The sequence below is a fragment of the Acidovorax sp. FW305-C-20-28 genome, from assembly GCF_058783375.1.
The window spans coordinates 63860-83756 of sequence record NZ_JBYSYM010000023.1 but is presented as its reverse complement, the minus strand read 5'-3'; the positions used below and the strand labels follow the sequence as shown (position 1 = coordinate 83756).

18 protein-coding genes are annotated in these 19897 nt (G+C 68.8%); 11 read left to right on the top strand and 7 right to left on the bottom strand.

The features are described 5' to 3' along the window. Nucleotides 1-6: 6 nt before the first annotated feature. The 3 genes from AC3WOH_RS23835 to AC3WOH_RS23825 all read right to left on the bottom strand — a co-directional run bounded on the left by AC3WOH_RS23835 (nucleotide 7) and on the right by AC3WOH_RS23825 (nucleotide 4128). The gene (locus AC3WOH_RS23835) at nucleotides 7-522 is read right to left on the bottom strand and encodes a M23 family metallopeptidase (RefSeq protein WP_492231811.1); all 516 of its coding nucleotides are present in this window, start codon (nucleotides 520-522) and stop codon (nucleotides 7-9) included. An 81-nt stretch (nucleotides 523-603) separates the two neighbouring features. Beyond that, the gene (locus AC3WOH_RS23830) at nucleotides 604-3018 is read right to left on the bottom strand and encodes an AsmA family protein (protein ID WP_492231810.1); all 2415 of its coding nucleotides are present in this window, start codon (nucleotides 3016-3018) and stop codon (nucleotides 604-606) included. A gap of 135 nt (nucleotides 3019-3153) precedes the next feature. After that, nucleotides 3154-4128 carry a helix-turn-helix transcriptional regulator gene (locus AC3WOH_RS23825; RefSeq protein ID WP_492231809.1) on the bottom strand — a complete coding sequence of 325 codons (975 nt, stop codon included), beginning with the start codon at nucleotides 4126-4128 and terminating at the stop codon, nucleotides 3154-3156. Nucleotides 4129-4240: 112 nt separating this feature from the next. On the opposite strand from AC3WOH_RS23825, the gene AC3WOH_RS23820 reads away from it, so the two are divergent. Both AC3WOH_RS23820 and AC3WOH_RS23815 read left to right on the top strand, forming a co-directional pair. Next, nucleotides 4241-4891, top strand: a complete 651-nt coding sequence (locus AC3WOH_RS23820) for a LysE family translocator (protein WP_492231808.1) — start codon at nucleotides 4241-4243, stop codon at nucleotides 4889-4891. A gap of 27 nt (nucleotides 4892-4918) precedes the next feature. Beyond that, nucleotides 4919-5830 carry a pseudouridine synthase gene (locus AC3WOH_RS23815; RefSeq protein WP_492231807.1) on the top strand — a complete coding sequence of 304 codons (912 nt, stop codon included), beginning with the start codon at nucleotides 4919-4921 and terminating at the stop codon, nucleotides 5828-5830. On the opposite strand, the gene AC3WOH_RS23810 is transcribed toward AC3WOH_RS23815, so the two are convergent. Genes AC3WOH_RS23810 through AC3WOH_RS23800 form a run of 3 tightly spaced genes read right to left on the bottom strand, consistent with a single transcriptional unit; the run spans nucleotide 5831 to nucleotide 8336 of the window. Beyond that, nucleotides 5831-6511, bottom strand: a complete 681-nt coding sequence (locus AC3WOH_RS23810) for a GntR family transcriptional regulator (protein ID WP_492231806.1) — start codon at nucleotides 6509-6511, stop codon at nucleotides 5831-5833. A 50-nt stretch (nucleotides 6512-6561) separates the two neighbouring features. Next, the gene (locus AC3WOH_RS23805; protein WP_492231805.1) at nucleotides 6562-7335 is read right to left on the bottom strand and encodes a glutathione S-transferase family protein; all 774 of its coding nucleotides are present in this window, start codon (nucleotides 7333-7335) and stop codon (nucleotides 6562-6564) included. 17 nt (nucleotides 7336-7352) lie between these two features. Continuing rightward, the gene (locus AC3WOH_RS23800; protein WP_492231804.1) at nucleotides 7353-8336 is read right to left on the bottom strand and encodes a quinone oxidoreductase family protein; all 984 of its coding nucleotides are present in this window, start codon (nucleotides 8334-8336) and stop codon (nucleotides 7353-7355) included. 129 nt (nucleotides 8337-8465) lie between these two features. Here AC3WOH_RS23800 and AC3WOH_RS23795 point away from each other — a divergent pair, with 129 nt between their 5' ends. From AC3WOH_RS23795 to AC3WOH_RS23760, 8 genes are read left to right on the top strand one after another with little or no spacing between them, the layout of a single operon-like run. Next, a complete protein-coding gene (locus AC3WOH_RS23795) occupies nucleotides 8466-9509 on the top strand; it encodes an extracellular solute-binding protein (RefSeq protein WP_492231803.1) in 1044 nt (347 codons plus the stop codon). A gap of 4 nt (nucleotides 9510-9513) precedes the next feature. Further along, nucleotides 9514-11223, top strand: a complete 1710-nt coding sequence (locus AC3WOH_RS23790; protein ID WP_492231802.1) for an ABC transporter permease — start codon at nucleotides 9514-9516, stop codon at nucleotides 11221-11223. Between the two features lie 18 nt (nucleotides 11224-11241). Beyond that, complete coding sequence (locus AC3WOH_RS23785; protein ID WP_492231801.1) at nucleotides 11242-12300, top strand: ABC transporter ATP-binding protein; 1059 nt, start codon at nucleotides 11242-11244, stop codon at nucleotides 12298-12300. After that, nucleotides 12300-13523 (top strand): CaiB/BaiF CoA transferase family protein, encoded by a 1224-nt coding sequence (locus AC3WOH_RS23780; protein ID WP_492231800.1) that lies wholly within the window; start codon nucleotides 12300-12302, stop codon nucleotides 13521-13523. Before AC3WOH_RS23785 ends, AC3WOH_RS23780 begins: the two co-directional genes overlap by 1 nt. Next, nucleotides 13520-14326 (top strand): enoyl-CoA hydratase, encoded by an 807-nt coding sequence (locus AC3WOH_RS23775; RefSeq protein ID WP_492231799.1) that lies wholly within the window; start codon nucleotides 13520-13522, stop codon nucleotides 14324-14326. Before AC3WOH_RS23780 ends, AC3WOH_RS23775 begins: the two co-directional genes overlap by 4 nt. An 8-nt stretch (nucleotides 14327-14334) precedes the next feature. After that, entirely contained in the window at nucleotides 14335-15084 is a 750-nt protein-coding gene (locus AC3WOH_RS23770; protein WP_492231798.1) for an enoyl-CoA hydratase/isomerase family protein, read from the top strand. A 24-nt stretch (nucleotides 15085-15108) separates the two neighbouring features. Beyond that, nucleotides 15109-16068 carry a Bug family tripartite tricarboxylate transporter substrate binding protein gene (locus AC3WOH_RS23765; protein ID WP_492231797.1) on the top strand — a complete coding sequence of 320 codons (960 nt, stop codon included), beginning with the start codon at nucleotides 15109-15111 and terminating at the stop codon, nucleotides 16066-16068. Nucleotides 16069-16071: 3 nt separating this feature from the next. Then, complete coding sequence (locus tag AC3WOH_RS23760) at nucleotides 16072-16764, top strand: glutathione S-transferase N-terminal domain-containing protein (protein WP_492231795.1); 693 nt, start codon at nucleotides 16072-16074, stop codon at nucleotides 16762-16764. A 5-nt stretch (nucleotides 16765-16769) separates the two neighbouring features. On the opposite strand, the gene AC3WOH_RS23755 is transcribed toward AC3WOH_RS23760, so the two are convergent. Further along, nucleotides 16770-17567, bottom strand: coding sequence for a 2-keto-4-pentenoate hydratase (locus AC3WOH_RS23755; RefSeq protein ID WP_492231793.1), 798 nt, complete (start codon nucleotides 17565-17567; stop codon nucleotides 16770-16772). Nucleotides 17568-17699: 132 nt separating this feature from the next. On the opposite strand from AC3WOH_RS23755, the gene AC3WOH_RS23750 reads away from it, so the two are divergent. Further along, a complete protein-coding gene (locus tag AC3WOH_RS23750; RefSeq protein ID WP_492231791.1) occupies nucleotides 17700-19724 on the top strand; it encodes a Cache 3/Cache 2 fusion domain-containing protein in 2025 nt (674 codons plus the stop codon). Nucleotides 19725-19897: the final 173 nt, after the last annotated feature.

Below are 19897 nucleotides of genomic sequence, written 5' to 3'. Positions count from 1 at the left end.
GCAGTTTCACTGCTCTTGCAGGTAGGCGCTGGGGTCGATGAAGAAGGCCTTTTTGACCCCTTGGGTCGCCCCGTCGATCTTCCATGGCGCGGGCAGCAGCCGCACGATGGAATAGTGCAGGTGCGGCGGCTTGCCCTGCGCATTGCCGCTGGCGCCCACCGTGCCGATGGCGCTGCCCGAGGCCACCGGCGCCAGCGCGTGGGTGGTGATGCGGTCCAGGTGCGCAAAGTAGTGGATGCGCCAGCGCGGCCCGAGCACCAGCACTACCTTGCCGCCTTTGGCGATCTCGCCCGTGAAGAGCACGATGCCGTCGGTGGTGCTGAGCACCGGCGTGCCCAGCTTGCCGAAGATGTCGATACCCTTGTGCACGCCCGACGTGCCCCAGGGCTCGAACCAGAAGGAGCGGGCATTCCAGTCGCGCGTGCTCGCCCCGGCCACGGGGATGCGGATGCGTTCCGGCATGGCCAGGCCAAGGGCCAGCACCACCAGGGCAGCGAGGCCCAGGTACTTGAGAAACTTCATGGACAGGAGAGAAGCGCCGCGGGGGGCGCACTCAGAGTGGCGACGGGTGCGATTATTCCCGCACCCTTGCCCCCCTTCCTTTCAGCGCGCGGCGGCCGGCTTGCTGGCCGCGCGCCGTGCAGGCTCGGTCGCTGTGCCCGCCGCACCTGCGGCGCCGGGCTTCACCGGCGCCTTGCCCAGGTCCAGCAGCGGCTTACAGTAGGTGTCGTCATCGGCGGCAGGCACCGTCACGGGCACCAGGGCCAGCGCGGCAGGGGCGGCCACGGCGGCCACCACTGCAGCGCCCGCGCGCAGCAGCAGGGGGCCGGGCTCCACGCCCACATCGGGGTTGCCGAAGGTACCCCTCACATACAGTGGCGTGCGCAGCGAGAAGAACTTCCACTCCAGCGACTCGGGTTTGATGCGCATGTTCATGGCTTCGGTGCCCAGGTCGATGGTGCCCGTGGCCTCGATCACCGCATCGTCGGTGCTCATCTTCACCACGCGGCTTTGCGCCAGGCCGTCGACCACGGTGAAGTCGGCCACAGCACAGCGCAGGTTCACCTCCTTGGTGTCGCCAAAGAGTTTGCCCACAATGATGCTGCCCACGTTGAGGGCCGCCAGGTCCAGCATCTGCTTGCTCAGCGTGCCTTCGCGCACGTACAGCCGCGCCTCGCCCGTGCCCTTGCCCAAGAGGCCCGCCACGCTGTTGCCTTGGCTCTGCAGCGCCACTGCGCCGTCCATGCGGCCAAAGCTCTTCTTCATGAGTTCCACCTTGGGGAACAGGGCCGAGAGCTTGAGGCCTTCCACCTTGCCATGGATGCGCGCCTTGAGCGGCGGTGCGCGTCCGTCGATGGCCACTTCAGATTCGATCTTGCCCTCGGCCACGCCGAAGGTCAGCGGCGCCAGCCGGAGCTGCGCGTTGTCCATCACGGCGCGCATGCTCAGGTCTTCGAGCGGCAGGCTCTCGGGGCGGATGATGTTCTTGCCCTTGAACAAAATGTCCATGTCCATGGCATTCCAGCGCTGGGCCGCAAATGGAGCGTCCGGCAGCACCTTGCCCTTGTCCTTGCCGTCGCCCTTGCCATCGCTTTTGCCGCGGTGGGTGTTGTCGCTCTTGTTGGTGCCCAGCGAGGGCCCCAGGTCGGCCAGGCGCAGCTGGTTCGAGGTCATGCTGCCCGTGAGCCTGGAGCGCGGCTTGCCCGAGGTGTATTTCAGGTCGCCATGCAGGTCGCTCTGGCCCACCTTGCCATGGAAGTCGCTGTAGCGCCACACCGCGCGCTCGGGTTCCAGGCTGCCGGTCAGGTGGCCGCGCGTCTCGAAGGGCGGCGTATTGGGCAGCACCAGGCCGGTCGCCTCGTACAGGTCGCCCATGCTGTCGGCCTTGAGCATCACGTCGAAGTCCATGCCCGACAGCGAGGCCGGGTTGGCCAGAATGCCCTCGGCCGACAGGGCCGCGCTGCCCGCCGTGGCATCGATCTTGATCGGGTAGTTGACCACCTTGTCGCGCAGGCTGATCACCTGGCCTGCCAGGCCGCTGCCCTCGACCTTGGCCTTGGCGATGCGGCCTTGCAGCTTGAACTTCAGGCCATAGGGCACGGGAGTGCTGCGGTCGCCCCGCTTGCTGGCTGTCGCATCGCGCGAAGCCGCGGCTTCGGCAGAGGATCCGGCCGCCGAGGCGGGCAGGACGACCGGCTTGGCCGCCTTGGCGTTGGAGCGCTTCGAAGGGGCGATAGGTTCCGTGGTGTTGACCTGGGCCTGCATGTCCACGTCCTTCATTGCATCGGCGTAGGCCAGCAGGCCCTGGTTGACCACCAGCCGGTCCACGTCGAATGTCCAGGGGCTCTTGGGCTTGTCTTCGTCCCGTGGCTTGAAGGTCCAGTTGTTGGCCCCGTCCTTGGTGCGGGCCAGGGCCACCTCGGGGTCGGTCAGGGCCACGGTGTCGATGGCCAGATGGCGCGAGAGCAGCGGCAGCAGGCTGATGGTGGCGCTGGCACTGCCGATGCTGGCCATGGTGGCCGTGCCCGGCAGGGTGGCGGTGGTTGGTGGCGTGGAGGCCGACCCCACTGATGCCGCACTGGCCGCGGCCCGCGCGGCCGTGGCCGCTTGGGGCTTTTTGCTGCCCTTGCCCTCCTTTTCGCCATCGCCGCTGAACGGGGGCTCGAACCCGGCGGGGTTGTCCATCACCAAGCGGTCGGCCTTCACCGTCACCCCGGGCACCCAGCGGCGCCAGCCTTCTTCCAGCGGCTGGGGCCAGCGCCAGGCGGCAGACAGGTCGCCCTCGATTGCGAAGCGTCGGCCCGTGGCCTCGCTGACCTTCTCGTTGACCCAGGGCTTGTAGCGGTTCAGGTCCATCATTGCCAGCAACACACCGATCAGGATGACCAGGCTGACCACCAGGCCCAGCACGATCAACAGCCACTTCACCGCGCGGCTCAGGGGCCTGCGCCGGGCACGGTGGGGACCCGCCGATGGCGGCGGCGGGCTGGGCAGTTCGGTTGAGGGCGTGGCGGGCATGGGGGCAGGTGTCATCCAGAAGCGCGAAGATCGGTGCACATGCCGCCCATCGGAGGGCTGTTGCGTGCGGTTGCAGCCATGCTAGCCCGCAACCTGCCCGGCAGGGCCTGCGTGCACCCAACTGCCGCCCTTGTCCTACAGCCCTGGCGCGGCCCTGGCCGGCCCTGCCTTGCGCAGCAGGGCCTGGGCACATTCGACGAGTGCATCGCGCAGCGCGGGCGGGTGCAGCACCTCGAAATCGAAGGACAGCCGCGCCAGCTGCCGCGCATACCAGCCAAGGTCGTCCACCTGGCTGTGCAGCAGCACGCCGCCGCCTTGCTGCGGGGCAAACATGCCGATGGCATCGAACAACTCCTCGCGCGCCGTGGCCAGGTCGGTGTGCAGCAGCACCTGCACGCTGAAGGCGCGCGGCAGCGAGGCCACGCCCAGCGCCAGGTGGCGCACGGCATCGAAATCCTCGGGCACGCCGAACGATGCGGGCAGGGGCTGTACGCCCAGCACCCGGTCGAGCCGGAACGAGCGCAGCCCGCCGCGCAGGTGGCAATGCCCCACGGCATACCAGCGCCCGCCGCGCCAGGCCAGGCCATAGGTGTCGAAGGCGCGCTCGCTGGCATCGCCCTGCGGCGTGCGGTAGGCCAACTGCACGCGCTGGCGCGCATGGGCGGCCGCGCTCAGCGTGAACAGGGCCCGGTTGTCCGCCGGCGCATCGGGGTGAGCCAGGTCCAGCTGCACCGTGTCGCCCAGGGCGCGGGTGCGGCGCTGCAGGGGCTCGGGCATCACGCGTTCGAGCTTGGCGCGGGCGCTTTCCACGGCCGGCGCCGCCTCGGCCAGACCCAGGCGGCGCGCGGCCAGCAGGCCCACCGACAGGGCCAGGGCCTCGTCGTCGGTGAACACCATGGGCGGCAGCTTGAAGCCCGGCATCAGCCGGTACGCGCCATAGCGCCCGCGCTCGGCCACCACCGGAATGCCCAGGTCTTCGAGCTTGCGGATGTAGCGGCGCAGCGTGCGGCCATCCACCTCCAGCCGCTGGGCCAGCTCGGTGCCGCTCATGGCGCCGCGCGCCTGCAGCAGTTCCAGCACGCTGAGCACGCGGGTGGTGGGGGAGGTCATGGCGCCATCATGCACCCGAATCAGGGCCGATTGTGTCCTGATTCATCCCTACATTGCCTCCAGGCGGCCCCGCATCCGGGGCCGGATGAAAGGGTGAATGATGGAATGGGCAATGGACTCCCTGGCGCTGCAGCACACGGCGCACCTGTGGCTGTTCTTCGTGCTGCTGCTGGGCGTGGTGGCCCTGCCGGGCCTGGACATGGCCTTCGTCATGGCCAGCGCGCTCGTGGGCGGGCGCCGCGCCGGCCTGGGGGCGGTGGCCGGCATCGTCGCCGGCGGGGCTTGCCATACGGCCATGGGGGCACTGGGCGTGGGCGTGGTGCTCAAGCTGTTTCCCGCCGCCTTCAACGCGCTGCTGCTGGCGGGCGCGGTCTATGTGGCCTGGATGGGCGTGGCGCTGCTGCGCAGCCGCTCGGCCTTCGATGGCGCTGTGGTGCATACGCACCAGCGCCCCCTGGCTGCCACCTTCGGCAAGGCCGTGCTCACCTGCCTCATGAACCCCAAGGCCTATGTCTTCATGCTGGCCGTGTTCCCGCAGTTCCTGCGGCCCGAGCATGGTCCCATCTTGGCCCAGGCCGTGGTGATGGGGCTCATCATCGCGGCCACCCAGGCGGGGGTCTATGGCCTGGTGGCGCTGGGCGCCGTCCGGGCGCAGCGCAGCCTGCAGGGCAACCCGCAGGCCAGCGTGTGGACGGCGCGGGCCGTCGGGCTGCTGCTGTTGCTGGCCTCGGCCTGGACGGCCTGGGAGGGCTGGCGGCTGTAGCCCAGGGGGCCTCTAGAATCGCCCCCCATGCACAACGCCCACCACCCCTTCGCCCCGCCCATGCGCGACGGCGTGGGGCCGAGTTGCGTGGTACTGCCCACCCACGGGCAGGGCAGCATGCTCGACTTTCTGGCCGAACGCCTGCCCGCCGTGGACCGCGCCGGCTGGCTGGCCCGCATGCAGGCCGGCGATGTGCTGGATGAGCGCGGTGCGCCGGTAGCGCCGGACCGGCTTTTCGAGCCCGGGCTGCGCCTGTACTACTACCGCCACCTGGCCGACGAGCCCGAGATCCCGTTCACCGAAACCGTGCTCCACCAGGACGCGCATCTTTTGGTGGCCGACAAGCCGCACTTCATGCCCGTTACCCCCTCGGGCCGCTACCTGCAGCACACGCTGCTGGTGCGCCTCAAGCGGCGCCTCAACCTGCCCGAGCTGTCGCCCCTGCACCGCATCGACCGCGACACCGCCGGGCTGGTGCTGTTCTCGGTGCAGCAGCGCACGCGCGGCGCTTACCAGGGCCTGTTCCGCGACCGCAGCATCACCAAGCACTACGAGGCCGTAGCGCCCTGGCGCGCGGACCTGGCCTTTCCGCGCGAGCATGCGAGCCGCATGGAAGAAAGCCCGCAGTTCTTTCGCATGCACGAGGTGCCGGGCACGCCCAACAGCCATACCCACATGGAGGTGCTGGAGGTGCACGGCGAATGGGCGCGCTACCGGCTCTCGCCCGTCAGCGGCAAGCGCCACCAGCTGCGCGTGCACATGGCCGCGCTGGGCCTGCCGCTGCGCAACGATGCCTTCTACCCGGTGGTCAACGACCCGCCCGAGGGCGACTACTCGCGCCCGCTGCAGCTGCTGGCGCGCTCGCTGGCGTTCACCGATCCACTCACGGGCGAGCCCCGGCAGTTCGAGAGCCGGCTGCAACTGCAGCCACTGGCCTGATCAGCTTCTGGGCAGGCCGCCCCGGGCCACGGCGTCCACATAGACATTGCCGCCGCTCGAGATATGCCGGCACATGTGGCGGTCGGCCGCGTCCTCATCGCCGTCGAGAATGGCCTTCATGATGTCCTGGTGCTCGGCCAGCGAGTTGCGCACGCGGTTGGGCCGGTCGAACAGCGAGCGCTGCGGGTGCCGCATGCGCAGCCGCATCTGGCGCAACTGGCGGGACAGCACCTCGTTGAGGCTGCCGTCGTAGATGGTTTGGTGGAACCAGCGGTTGGCCTCTTCGTAGGCCACCGAGTCGTCCTTGGCAGCGGCGGCTTTGCAGGCCTGGAAGGAGGCCTGCAGGTCCCGCCGCAGGGCGGCGGGCATGCGCCGTGCCGACAGGCGTGCGGCCAGGCCTTCGAGCTCGGTCAGCATCTCCAGCATGGCCACGTACTCGGTGAGCGAGAGCGTGGCGACCACGGCACCGTGGCGCGGCACCATCTCCACCAGCCCGGCCGTGGCCAGTTGCTGGATGGCCTCGCGCGCCGGGGTGCGCGAGACGTCGAAGCGCTCCATCAGCTCCTGCTCGTCGATGCTGCAGCCGGCATACAGCTTGCCGGAGATGATCTCTTCTTCCAGGGCTTCGCGGATCTTGTCGCTCAGGTTGACGCGGGTTGGGGTCGTGCTAGTGGTGGCCATGTTCGTAGTGGCCGAATGATAATGCGCGGGCGCTCGCATCGCTCTCGGGCTCAGCTCGGGGTGGCGATACCGCGCTGGCGCTCCTGGAGCACCTCGCCGAACAACTGCAGGCGCGCTGCGGCGAACGCCGGGCGCTGCTGCATGGCCTGCCACCAGCGGTGCACGCGCGGGTGGGCAGTCTCTGCCAGCGCTGCGGGCGCGATTTCGGCGATGCGCGCGATGAAGGGCGCTGCCGCGATGTCCGCGAGCGAGTAGGCGCCGCCGATCAACCAGGTGGACGGGGCCTGCGCAGCGCCGAGCATGTCTTCCATTCGCTCCACCAGAAGCAGCAGCTTGCGCAGAGCCTCGGCCTTCTCCTCTTCGGTATAGGGCTTGCGGGCAATGCGCACCCAGGCCTCGCGCCGCTCGGCTGTGGGGATGCGTGCCAGCTTGTCCTGCAACTCCTGGTCGCTCCATTGCTGGGCGGTGGATTGCAGCATCAGGCTCCAGTTGAGGATGAGCAGGTGGGGCAGCGATTTCTCGTCGGTCCAGCGCACGAAGTTGCGCATCTGCGCCAGCGCGTACGGGTCCACGGGCCGCAGCGGGGGCTCGGGCACGGTGTCGTCCAGGTATTCGCAGATGGTCGAGCTTTCGTGCAGGAAGCAGCCGGGCGCGATCTCCAGCGCCGGCACCACACCGTTGGGGTTCATGGCCAGGAACTCCGGCGCGTGCTGCTCCTGTTTGCTCAGGTCCACGGCCACGCTCTCGTAGGCGATGTTCTTCTCGGCAAGGCACAGGCGCACGCGGCGCGAGGCGCTGGAAAGCCAGGCATGGAAGAGTCTCATGGGAAATTTCCGGTGCTTCAGGGGATGAGGACGGGCGCGCCGGTGGTGGCGCGGCTCTCCAGGTCGCGGTGCGCGCGCTGCACCTCCGCCAGCGGGTAGCGCTGGCCGATGCCCAGCTTCACATGGCCATCGCGCACGGCCTCGAAGAAGGCCTGGGCCGACGCGCGCAACTCCGCCGGGTCGGCCACGAAGCTGCGCAGGGTAGGGCGGCACACGCTGAGCGACCTGGCGTGCAGGACCTGCAGGTCGAACGCCTCCACATCGCCCGACGCCGTGCCGTAGTTAACGGCCAGCCCGCGCGGGCGCAGGCACTGCAGCGAGGGCAAAAACACGTCCTTGCCCACCGCGTCGTACACCACGCCCACCCCCACGCCATCGGTGATCTCCAGCGTGCGGGCCACGAAGTCTTCGCGGCGGTAGTCGATCACATGGTGGCAGCCGTGCGCCAGCGCCACCTCCGCCTTGACGGCCGAGCCCACGGTGCCGATCACCGGGGCACCCAGCGCGCGCGCCCATTGCGACAGGATCAAGCCCATGCCGCCCGCGGCTGCGTGCACCAGCACCGCGTCACCGGGCTTCACCACGTAAAGCCGCCGCAGCAGGTATTCGGCCGTAAGACCGCGCAGCAGGTTGGCGCCGGCAATGTCCTCGCCGATCCAGCCGGGCAGCGCCACCACGCGGTGGGCCGGCACGTTGCGCGTGACTTGGTAGGCGCCCGGGTGCAGATAGGCCACCGACTGGCCCGGCGCGAAGGCCGTGACGCCCGGTCCCACGGCCTCCACCACGCCGGCGCCCTGCGCACCCGGGGTGACAGGGAAGGGCGTGGCCGCATGCGGACCGTGGCCACCGCGGCGTTGGTAGATGTCCGCGAAGTTCAGGCCGATGGCCGTCTGGCGTATCTGCACTTCGCCCGCTGCGGGCGCGGGAACGTCGATGTCCACGGCTTCGAGCACGTCGGCCTCGCCGTGGCGGTGGAAATGGATGGAGGGGCTTTTTGTCATGGCAGCGCCATTAGAGTGCGTGATCAGGTCTTAAAAAATACATACAAACCATTAGTGTATTTTTATAAATGCTATGTGCATACTTAAAAAAGGCCGACACCGATCGGTCCCAACGATCAGGAGACAACCATGTTTTTGCGCAGACGAGAGTTCGGTGTGATGGCGGCCAGCGCCCTGGCCTTTCCCTCGATAGTCCGAGCCCAGGCCGCAAGCCTGGGCGCCCTGCACGACGCCGCCCGCAAGGAGGGCGAGCTCACCTGGTACACCGTGCCCCAGACCTCCGAGGTGGCCGAGAAGATGGGCCGCACGTTCACGGCCCGCTACCCCGGCGTGAGGGTCAACGTGGTGCGCACCACGGCGCAGGTGGCCTACCAGCGTCTGAACCAGGACCTCAAGGCCGGCACGCCCAACTGCGACGTGTTCACCTCCACGGACCTCGCGCACTACGTGGACCTCAAGGGCCGCAACCTGCTCCTGAAGTTTTTGCCGGCCGCCGTGGCCCGCCAGGACAAGCGCGTGCAGAACATGGACCCGGACGCCTACTTCCACGCGTCGAGCTGCTTCATGATGGGCTTGATCTACAACACCCAGAAGGTGCAGGCGGCAGCAGCGCCCAAGAGCTGGAGCGACCTGCTCGATGCCAAGTGGAACGGCGCCGCCCTGGTGGCGCACCCGGCCTACAGCGGCGCGGCCGGTGCCTGGTGCATCGAGATGCGCAAGCTGCACGGCGATGGCTTCTTCCAGAAGCTGGCCGCCAACAAGGCGCATGTGAGCCGCTCCACCATCGACGCGGTGACAACGGTGATCTCCGGCGAGGCCTCCGTGTCGGCGGGGCCCATGAGCCTGGCGGCACGCTCGGCCGCCAAGGGCAACCCGGTGGCCACGCTGGCACCCAAGGAGGGGCCGGTGCTGATCCTCTCGCCCTCGGGCATCATGGCCAACACGCGCCGGCCCAACGCATCCAAACTGTTCATGGAATGGCTGCTGGGCAGCGAGGACACCGAGCGCATCTCGGTCGAGGAATTCAGCGTGCCCCTGCGCGCCCATGCCAAGCCGGCCCCCGGCGTGCTCGGCCTGGGCGATGCCAGCCCGCTGCTGGCGCCCACGCCACCGCAGATGGTGGCGCAGATCCCCAAGGTGATCGACGCCTGGCGGGAGGCCTTCGGTGTCTGACGCCATGGCCCTCCATCCCCCTGCGGACCGCATGGTGGCGCGCCGCTTCGGCGACCCGGCCATCTGGCTGTTCGGCGTGCTCATCGCCGTGCTGGTCCTGCTGGTGGCCAACCCCATCATGCGCCTGGTGTGGGACAGCTTCCACACCGCCGATGGCGCCTGGTCGCTGCAGAGCTATGCGCAGGCCCTGGGCCGCAGCCGCAACCTGCAGGCGCTGCTCAATTCGCTGTACCTGGGCGCGGCAGTCACGGCCATCGCCCTGGCGCTGGGTGTGCCGCTGGCGCTGGCCGTCTCGCGAACCAACATGCCGGGCCGCGGCTTCACCCACCTGAGTGTGCTGGCGGCCTTCGTCATGCCCAACTTCCTCGGTGCCATCGCCTGGATCCTGCTGGCAGGCCCCAATGCCGGCTGGCTCAACCGCCTGGTGGTGGAACTCACCGGGGTGCAGAAGGGGCCATTCAACATCTTCAGCTTCTGGGGCCTGGCCTTCGTCATTGCGCTCTATACCTACCCGCTGATCTATGTGTTCACCAAGTCGGCGCTCGACCTGGTGTCCACCGAGCTGGAAGATGCCGCCAGCATCCACGGTGCCGGCAAGTTCCAGACCATGGCGCGCGTGACCTTGCCGCTGGTGCTGCCCTCCATCATCGGCGCGGCCATCCTGATCTTCCTGGAGGCCATCGCCCTGTACGGCACGCCGGCGCTGATCGCCATACCGGCGCGCATCAACCTGGCCACCACGCAGATCGTCTCGTTCTTCCAGTACCCGCTGCAGGTGGAGCAGGCGGCGGCCTTCTCCATGCCCATCCTGCTGCTCACCATCGTCATGCTCATGCTGCAGCGCCGGCTGCTGGCGCGGCGCGGCTATGTCTCGGTGTCGGGCAAGGGCGGGGAGCGCCGGCCCTTCGACATCGGCGCTTGGAAATGGCTGCTGCTTGGGTACTCAGGCCTGGTGGCCCTGCTCAGCGTGGTCATGCCGCTGGCCATCCTCATCCTGGCCTCGTTCTCCAAGGCCTGGGGCAAGGGGCTGGCACTGGACAACCTCACGCTAGCCAATTTCTACGGCATCTTCTTCGAGCAGCTCACGGTGCGCTCGGCCATCCTCAACACCGTGCTGTATTCGGGCGCCACGGCGCTGGTCTGCGTGGGCATGGGCATCTGCATCGCCTACGCCACGCAGCGGCGCATCACGCCCTTCCCGGTGCTGGTGCAGTTCCTGGCGCTGGCGCCTGTGGCAGTGCCGGGGCTCATCCTGGCCATCGGCCTGTATGCGGCGTATGCCGGCCCGCCGTTCTCGCTGTACGGCATGGGCGTGCTGATCGTGATCGCCTTCACCACGCGCTTTCTGCCCATCTCGGTGGCTGCCAGCTCGGCGGGTGTGCGCGCCCTCAATCCCGAACTGGAGGAGGCCGTGCGCATCCTGGGGGGTGGCCGCATCACCGTGCTCACGCGGGTGGTGGCACCGCTGCTCAAGAAGACGCTGGTGGGGGCCTTCATCCTGGTCTTCGTGATCTGCACCAAGGAGCTGTCCACGGCCGTGTTCCTCACCGGTCCGGGCTCGCGCGTGGTCTCGGTGCTCACGCTGGACCTGAGCGAGCAGGGCAACTACGAAACGCTGGCCGCCATGGGGGTGGTGCTGGTAGTCATCGTCACCGTGGTCGTGGCCATCGGCATGAAGCTCGCAGGGCGCGACTTCATGCTGCGCCGGGGCTGATTTCAGGAGTCAAAAACCATGTCCAAACTCGAACTCAAAGACCTGCGCAAGAACTACGGCGGTGCGTCCGTGGTGGACGGCGTGTCGCTGCAGCTGCAGCGCGGCGAACTCGTCACGCTGCTGGGCCCCTCGGGCTGCGGCAAGACCACCACCTTGCGCATGATCGCGGGCTTCATCGAGCCCAGTGCCGGCGCCATCCTGGTGGACGGGCGCGAGGTCTCCACGCCCGCGCGCTCGGTGCCGCCCGAGCACCGCGGCATGTCCATGATTTTCCAGAGCTATGCCATCTGGCCCAACATGACCGTGGCCGAGAACGTGGGTTTCGGCCTGCAGGTGCGCAAGACGCCGGCTGCCGAAACCGCTCGGCGCGTGCAGGAGATGCTCGACGTGGTCAAGCTCGGCCCCTATGCGCAGCGCTACCCGGCCGAGCTCTCGGGCGGCCAGCAGCAGCGCGTGGCCCTGGCCCGCGCCATGATCGTGCGGCCCGAGGTGCTGCTGCTCGACGAGCCGCTGTCCAACCTCGACGCCAACCTGCGCGAAGAGATGGCCGCGGAAATCCGCCGCCTGCACGACGAATTCCGCTTCACCACGGTCTACGTCACGCACGACCAGACCGAGGCCATGGCCATCTCCGACCGCATCGCCGTGCTGCACCAGGGCCGGCTGGAGCAGATCGACACGCCCTGGAACCTCTACAACCGGCCGCAGACGCCATTCGTCGCAGGCTTCATCGGCAAGACCAACCTGGTGCAGGGCGCCGTGCAGGGCGGGCGGATGCGGCTCGACGGCCTGCCCGACGGCATTCCACTGGCGGGTGCGCAAGGTGACCGCTCCAGCCTGCAGGCCTCCATCCGGCCTCAGTCGCTGTACCTGGGTGCAGGGCCCGACGGGGCTGTGCCGCTGGGTGCTGTGTCGGTGGTGGGCCGCACCTACCTGGGCGAATACTGGCACTACCTGGTACAGCCCAGCGCGGGCGGCGGCACGCTCAAGGTCCATGCGGTGCCGTCCATGGTGCTGGAGGTGGGGCAGCAATCGGTGATCTATGTCGATCCCGCAGCGGTGGCGGCGGTGCAGTGATGTCTTCCATGAACGAACTCCCCATGCAAACCCCCGCCAGTGCCGCCTCCGCCCTGCCGCTGGCGGGCTACCGCGTGCTCGACCTCACCATCGCCCGCGCCGGCCCCGTGGCCGTGCGCCTGCTGGCCGACTGGGGCGCCGATGTGGTGCGCATCGACCCGCCCGACCGCAAGCCCACGCTGGGGCCGCGCCGCGGCTCCGACGAGCAGAACCTGCACCGCAACAAGCGCAGCCTGAGCGTGAACCTCAAGACCGCCGAGGGCATGCGCGTGCTGCGCCAGCTGGTCGAGCGCAGCGACGTGGTGGTGGAGAACTTCCGCTCCTCCGTCAAGGAGCGCCTGGGCCTGACCTACGAGGCACTGCGCGCGGTGAACCCGCGCATCATCCTGGCCAGCATCTCGGGCTTCGGCCAGACCGGTCCGTATGCCGAGCGGCCGGGGCTCGACCAGATCGTGCAGGGCATGAGCGGGCTCAGCTCCGTCACCGGCGAGCCGGGGCGCGGCCCCTATCGCACGGGCATCGCCATCTCGGACACCACCGCCGGCATGTTCCTGGGCCAGGGCATCCTGTTGGCGCTGCTGCACCGCGAGCGCACGGGCCAAGGCCAGTGGGTGCACACCTCGCTGCTGGAGGCCATGCTCAACAAGCTCGACTTCCAGGGCGTGCGCTACACGGTGGATGGCAAGGTGCCGCAGCAGGAGGGCAACTCGCACCCCACGCTGGTGCCCATGGGCACCTTCGAGGCGCGCGATGGCCAGGTCAACATCTGCGGGCCGGGCGCCGCCATGTGGGGCAAGCTGTGCGAGTTTCTGCAGGCCCCCCACCTGGCCGAGGACGAGCGCTACAAGGACCAGGCTTCGCGCCTGGCGCACCGGCGCGAGCTGGAGGAAGCGATCAGCGCCATCACGCGCCAGTTCGATGTGGCCGAACTCGTGGAGCGCTTGAACCAGGCCGGCGTGCCCTGCGGCCCGGTGTACGACATCGGCCAGGCTTTCGAGGATGCGCAGGCCAAACACCTGCGCATGACGCGCCCGGCACCGCACGCCGAACTGGGGGCGCTGGCGCTGCTGCGCTCGCCCATCAACCTGTCGGGCTGCAGCCACCCCGAGTCCTTTGTGCGTGCAGCCCCCGATGCGGGCGAGCACACCAACGAGGTGCTGCGCGAGCTGGGCTATTCCGATGCATCGATCGTTGCCATGCGCGGCGAGGGGGCAGTGGCATGAGCACACTGGACCTGGGAACCCCGCGCATCCTGGCCGAGGTGCGTGATGGCGTGGGCTGGATCACCTTCAACCAGCCGGAGCGGCGCAATGCCATGTCGTTGGACATGTGGCAGGGCCTGGGCATCGCCGCCGAGGCTTTCGAGCGTGACCCGGCCGTGCGCGCCGTGGTCATGCATGGAGCGGGCGGCAAGGCCTTCGTCTCGGGGGCCGACATCTCCGAATTCGAGCAGCACCGAGCAGATGCGGCGCAGAAGAAGACCTACGACGACATCGCCGCGCGCGGCCATGCCGGCCTGGCCGCGCTGGGCAAGCCGCTGATCGCCATGATCGACGGCTATTGCGTGGGCGGCGGGCTGGCCATTGCGCTGGCGGCCGATGTGCGCTTTGCATCGGCATCCTCACGCTTTGCCATCCCTGCCGCGCGGCTGGGCCTGGGCTACGACTACCGGGGCGTGGCCGCGTTGGCCCGCCTGGTGGGGCCGTCGGTCGCCAAGGACATTCTGTTCAGCGCCCGCTTCCTGGAGGCCGAGGAGGCGCTGCGCGTGGGCCTGGTCAATGGCGTGGTCGATGGTGCGCAGCTCGGGGAGCATGTGGCCGCCTATGCCGCGCAGATCGCCGCCAATGCCCCGCTCACCGTCCATGCGGCCAAGCAGGCGCTGCGGGCTTTCGAGCACTACTCCGATGGAACGCCTGACGCCGACGCCGTGGCCGCCCTGGTGCTGCGCTGCTTTGACAGCGACGACTACCGGGAAGGCCGCCGTGCCTTTCTGGAAAAACGCACTCCCCAATTCCATGGCCGATGAACGCACCCATGAATGAACTTCCCGAACTCACCACCGACGGTCCCGTGGCCACCATCACCCTGCGCCGGCCGGAGCAGGCCAACCGGCTCACGGCCGACGACCTGGAGCACCTGGCTGCGTTGATCGAAGAGGTCAACCAGCGCCCGGACATTCTGGTGCTGCTGCTGCGCAGCACCGGCAAGTACTTCTGCAGCGGCTACGACATTGGCAGCATCGGCGCACCGCGCAAGATCGACTTTGCCGGCATGGTCGATGCGCTGGAGATGGCACGGCCCGTGACCATCGCCGTGCTGCATGGCGGCGTTTACGGCGGTGCGACCGATCTGGCGCTGGCCTGTGACTTCCGTGTGGGGGCCGAGGGCATCGACATGTTCATGCCCGCCGCGCGCCTGGGCCTGCACTACTACCGCTCGGGCATGGAACGCTATGTGAGCCGGCTCGGGCTGGACAATGCCAAGCTGCTGTTCCTGACCGCGCGCAAGATCGGTGCGGCGCAGATGCTGCGCATTGGCTACCTGACTCAGTTGGTGGATGCAGCGCAACTGGAGCAGGAGGTGGTCGACCTCGCGCGCGACTGCGCCAGCATGGCACCGCTGGCGCTGGTGGGTATGAAGCGCCACCTGAACCGCATGGCCCGGGGTACGCTGGATGTGGATGCGTTCAATGCCGATACCTTGCGCGCCTACCAGTCGGCCGACCTGCGCGAGGGACAGGCGGCCTGGGCGCAAAAGCGTGCGCCCCGGTTCACGGGCCGGTGAGTGATGGCACAGGAGACCAACGCCATGAAGTTGCATTGCATCGCAGGGGCCCTGCTGCTGGGCCTGGCTGCGGCTGCCCAGGCCAGCGGCTATCCCGCCAAGCCCATCCGCCTCATCGTGGGCTACTCGCCCTCGGGCGCGGGCGATGGCATCGCACGCATCGTGGCCGAAGCCATGGGCAAGGAGCTGGGGCAGGGCATCGTCGTGGACAACAAGCCCGGCGCCGGCAGCACGCTGGCGTCCACCCTGCTGTCGCGTGCGCCGGCCGATGGCTACACCATCGGCCTGGCCACCGGCACGCTCTACGGCATCGACCAGCACCTGTACGGCGTGCGCTACACGCCGGCCGATTTCACGCCCATCAACCGCCTCACCGTCTCGCCCCTGGTGCTGGCGGTCAGCCCCAAGAGTGGCATCGCACAGCTGCGGGACCTGATCGCCACGGCCAGGGCGCGACCAGGCACGCTCAACTATGCGTCGTCGGGCATCGGCGGGTCGCCGCACCTGGCGGCGCTCACGTTCGAGAAGGCCATCGATGCCGCCATGGTGCACATCCCGTTCAAGGGCGGCGCACCGGCGCTGCAGGCCGTGGCCACGGGCGAGGTGGACCTGTCCTTCGGCACCGCGGCATCGGTGCTGCCCCTGGGCCGACAGGGCGTGGTGAAGATGCTGGGCGTGACCACGCAGCAGCCTTCGGCCGTGGCGCCCGGCGTGCCCACGCTGGACGCGCAGGGCCTGCCCGGCTTCGAATTCTCGTTCTGGTTCGGCCTGTTTGGCCCGGCCAGGTTGCCGCCCGAGGTGCATGCCCGGCTGGTCGCCGCTTCCAACAAGGTATTGGCCGACCCGCAGGTGCAGGAAAAGCTGCTGTCCACCGGCAACGAGGCCGCGCCCTTCGCCACGCCGGCCGCGTTCCATGCCTGGGCGGCCGAAGCCGGCAAGGCGCAGCTCGAGCGCGTGAAGAACGCCAACGTGAAGGTGGAGTGAGCGATGATCGACGTGTATTCCTGGGCCACGCCCAACGGCCACAAGGTCCATATCCTGCTGGAGGAGTGCGGTCTGCCGTACCGGGCCCACCCGGTGAACATCGGCGCGGGCGAGCAGTTCCGGCCAGAGTTCCTGGCGATCAGCCCCAACAACAAGATCCCGGCGATCCGCGACCCGGAAGGCCCCGATGGCCAGCCGATCACCCTGTTCGAATCGGGGGCCATCCTGCTGTACCTGGCGGGCAAGACCGGGCGCTTTCTGCCGCCCGGCGACCGGGGCCGCTACGAGGTGCTGCAGTGGCTCATGTTCCAGATGGGCGGCGTAGGCCCCATGCTGGGGCAGAACCACCATTTCAGGCTCTACGCGCCCGAGAAGATCCCCTACGCCATCGAACGCTACACCAACGAGGCCAAAAGGCTCTACGGTGTGATCGAGCGGCGCCTGGCGACCAGCCCCTGGCTGGGAGGCGAGGACTATTCGATTGCCGACATGGCGGTCTGGCCCTGGCTGCGCAACTGGGAGAAGCAGGGCATCACCCTGGCGGACCACCCGCACCTTGAACGCTGGTTTGCCACCGTGGGCCGCCGCCCCGCCGTGCAGCGCGGCATTGCCGTGCTGGCCGACCTGCGCAAGCCGGCACACGACGCCCAGGCGCGCGAGGTGCTGTTCGGCGCGCAGCAGTACGCCAGGCGCTGAGCTGCTCAGGTAAAGGTGACCGACAACCGCGACAGCGGCGCGTCGAAGTCCGCGCTCCAGCGCTGGCCGGGCTGCACCGGCCAGGCATCGGTCCAGGTGCCGGTGGTCACCACGTCACCGGGCAGCAGGTCCGGCGCACCGGGGCAGGCGCGCAGTTCCTTCAGGAAATGGTGCAGTGCATGCAAGGGGCCACCCAGGACATTGGCGCCCTGGCCCTGTTCCCTGGCTTCGCCATCGCAGTGCAGGGCCACGTGCGCTGCGGCCAGGCGCTGGTCGAGTTCGGCCGCCGAAGCGGCGAACTTCCGCACCGGCCGCTGCACGCCCACCAGCAGCCGCGCATGCAGGGCGCTGTCAGCGACGGTCTGGGCAGCGGTGAATTTCCAGCCGGGCTGGTGCGACTGCACGATCTCGAACCCCGGAGCCACCCAGTCGATGGCATCGAACAGGTCGTCCAGGGACGCATCCAGTGCGGGCGTGGCCTTGAGACCAAACACCGCCTCGGGCTCCAGCCGCGGTTGGGCGCAATGGTCCAGCGACACGCGGCCTTCACCCTCGCAAAAGCCCAGCGTAGTCGACCATACCGTGCCCCAGATCGGGCCGAACACCTGGTAGTGCGCCCAGATGTTGCGGTTGGTGAAGCCGATTTTGTAACCGCGCGGCTCCTCGCCTCGCGCCTGGCGCAGGCTGCGCACGGCCAGGGCCTGCTGGTAGGCCACGGCCACGTCGCCACCGATGCCGGCGGCCGCCTGGGCGGGCCACAGGGTGCCGCTGTCGTAGTGGGCGAGAAGGGTGCGGGGTTCCATGGCGTGCTCCGTTAGCGGCCAGTCTACAGGCTCACCTGGCGCGGCCCCCTGGCGGGGCGGCGTTCAAAGGCTTACATTGACCCAGGTCAAGATTGGATAGGCGTGCTCAATCAACCCCAGGGAGTGTGTTCCATGAAAAACTTTGCCAGCCGCTCCATCGCTTTCAAACTGTCGTTCGTGGCCCTGGCCAGCCTGCTGGTGGTGCTGCTGTCCACCATGGCCCTGGTCAGCAGCATGGTGTGGAAGAGCTTTGGCGATGCATCCCGGGGCGAGGCCCGGCAGTATGCATCGCAGGTCGCCACCCTGGTCAAGACCATGGACGAATCGGCCCAGCAGCTGGCGCGGCGCGATTTCGGCCTGCTGAAATCGCGCTTTGCCGGAGCCTTCAGCCTGGCGGAGCAGCCCGGTGCCGACGGCAAGCCCGAGGCGGTGCTGAGCCTGGACGGCAACCCGCTCAACGGCAATTTCGACCTGGTGGACCGCTTCTCCAAGGATGCCCAGGGCGCCGTGGCCACCCTCTTTGCGCGCACGGGCGATGATTTCATCCGCGTGACCACCTCGCTCAAGAAGCAGGACGGCGAGCGCGCCTTCAAGACCCTGCTGGACCGCAAGCACCCCGCCTATGCGCTCATGGCCGAGGGCAAGCCCTACATCGGCCGCGCCAACCTGTTCGGCCGCGACTACATGACCGTCTACGAGCCCATCCGCGAGGGCAACCGCACCATCGGCATCCTGTTCATCGGCTCCGACATCGCGCCCATCCTGAACAGCCTGGGCGAACTGATGGCCAGCCGCAAGCTGTTCGACACAGGCGCCGTCTATGCCGTCGATGTCTCCTCGGGCCCGGCGCGGGGGCGCATCTCCGGCCTGGGCGGCTCGGGAACGCCGCCGGTGGTGGTGGACGAGAAGGTGGAGGAGGGCAAGGCCTGGCTCGCATCCCTCACGGCGGCGGAGCAGGCTGGCGACTTCGAGGGCACCTGGTCGCCGCGGCCCTCGGCCAAGGCGTCCGAGCGCCGTTTTGTCGCCGTGGAGCGCTACAAGCCCTGGAACTGGGCCGTGGTGGCCGAGGCGCCCGTGGCCGAGCTCATGGGCGAGGCGCGCATTGCGTTGACCTGGCTGTGGCTGGGTGTACTGGTGGCGCTGGCGTTGCTGGCCGTGGTGCTGGTGGCGGCCACCCGGCGCCTGGTGGGCGCTCCGGTACAGCAGCTGAGCACGGCCCTGGGCTACCTGGCACAGGGCGACCTGACGCATGGCGTCAGCATCCAGTCGCGCGACGAGATCGGCACGCTGGCGCAGGCGATGGAAGGCTTTCGCCTGCGCCTGCTGGAAAGCCTGGGCACGGTGCGCAACAGTGCCGAGAGCGTATCGGCCGCCAGCTCCGAGATCGCCCAGGGCAACCAGGATCTGTCGGCCCGCACCGAAAACCAGGCCAGTTCGCTGGAGCAGACCTCGGCCAGCATGGAGGAACTGGGGGCCACCATCCGCCACAACGCCGACGGCGCCGCCCAGGCCAACCAGCTGGCCGTGCGCGCCAGCCAGGTGGCTACCGACGGCGGCAAGGTCGTGTCCCAGGTGGTCAGCACCATGCACGGCATCAACACCAGCAGCCAGAAGATCGCCGACATCATCGGCGTGATCGACGGCATCGCCTTCCAGACCAACATCCTGGCCTTGAATGCTGCCGTCGAGGCGGCGCGCGCCGGCGAGCAGGGCCGTGGCTTTGCCGTGGTGGCGGCCGAGGTGCGCAACCTGGCGCAGCGCACGGCCGCCGAGGCCAAGGCCATCAAGGAACTGATCGGGGCCAGCAGCGCCATGGTGCAGCAGGGCTCGGTGCTGGCCGACCAGGCGGGCAGCACCATGCAGGAGGTGGTTGACGCCATCGGGCGCGTGGCCGCCATGGTCGCCGAGATCAGCGCCGCCAGCCGCGAGCAGACCGCCGGCGTCGGCCAGGTGGGCGAGGCCGTCACCCAGCTCGACCAGGCCACGCAGCAGAACGCCGCCCTGGTGGAGGAAATGGCGGCCGCCGCCAGCAGCCTGCGCAGCCAGGCCGAGCAGATGGTCGGGGCCGTGGCGCAGTTCCAGCTGGGCGGCAGCAGCGCGCACCCTGCGCCCGCCCTGCGGACCCAGGCGCAGGCACGCTTGAGCGCGGCACGCTAGTGGCGCGCTACGGGGCGATGGAATCGGGGAGGGGTGGGCGAACGCCCGGGAGAACTGGAGCGGGTGAAGGGAACCCGCCCCATAGTTTGCATACCGACGCAAACCATTGATTTAAAAAGAACAGGAGGCGCCTACTTCGCACTACTGTTGTGGGCATCGTAGCACGGTGTCGT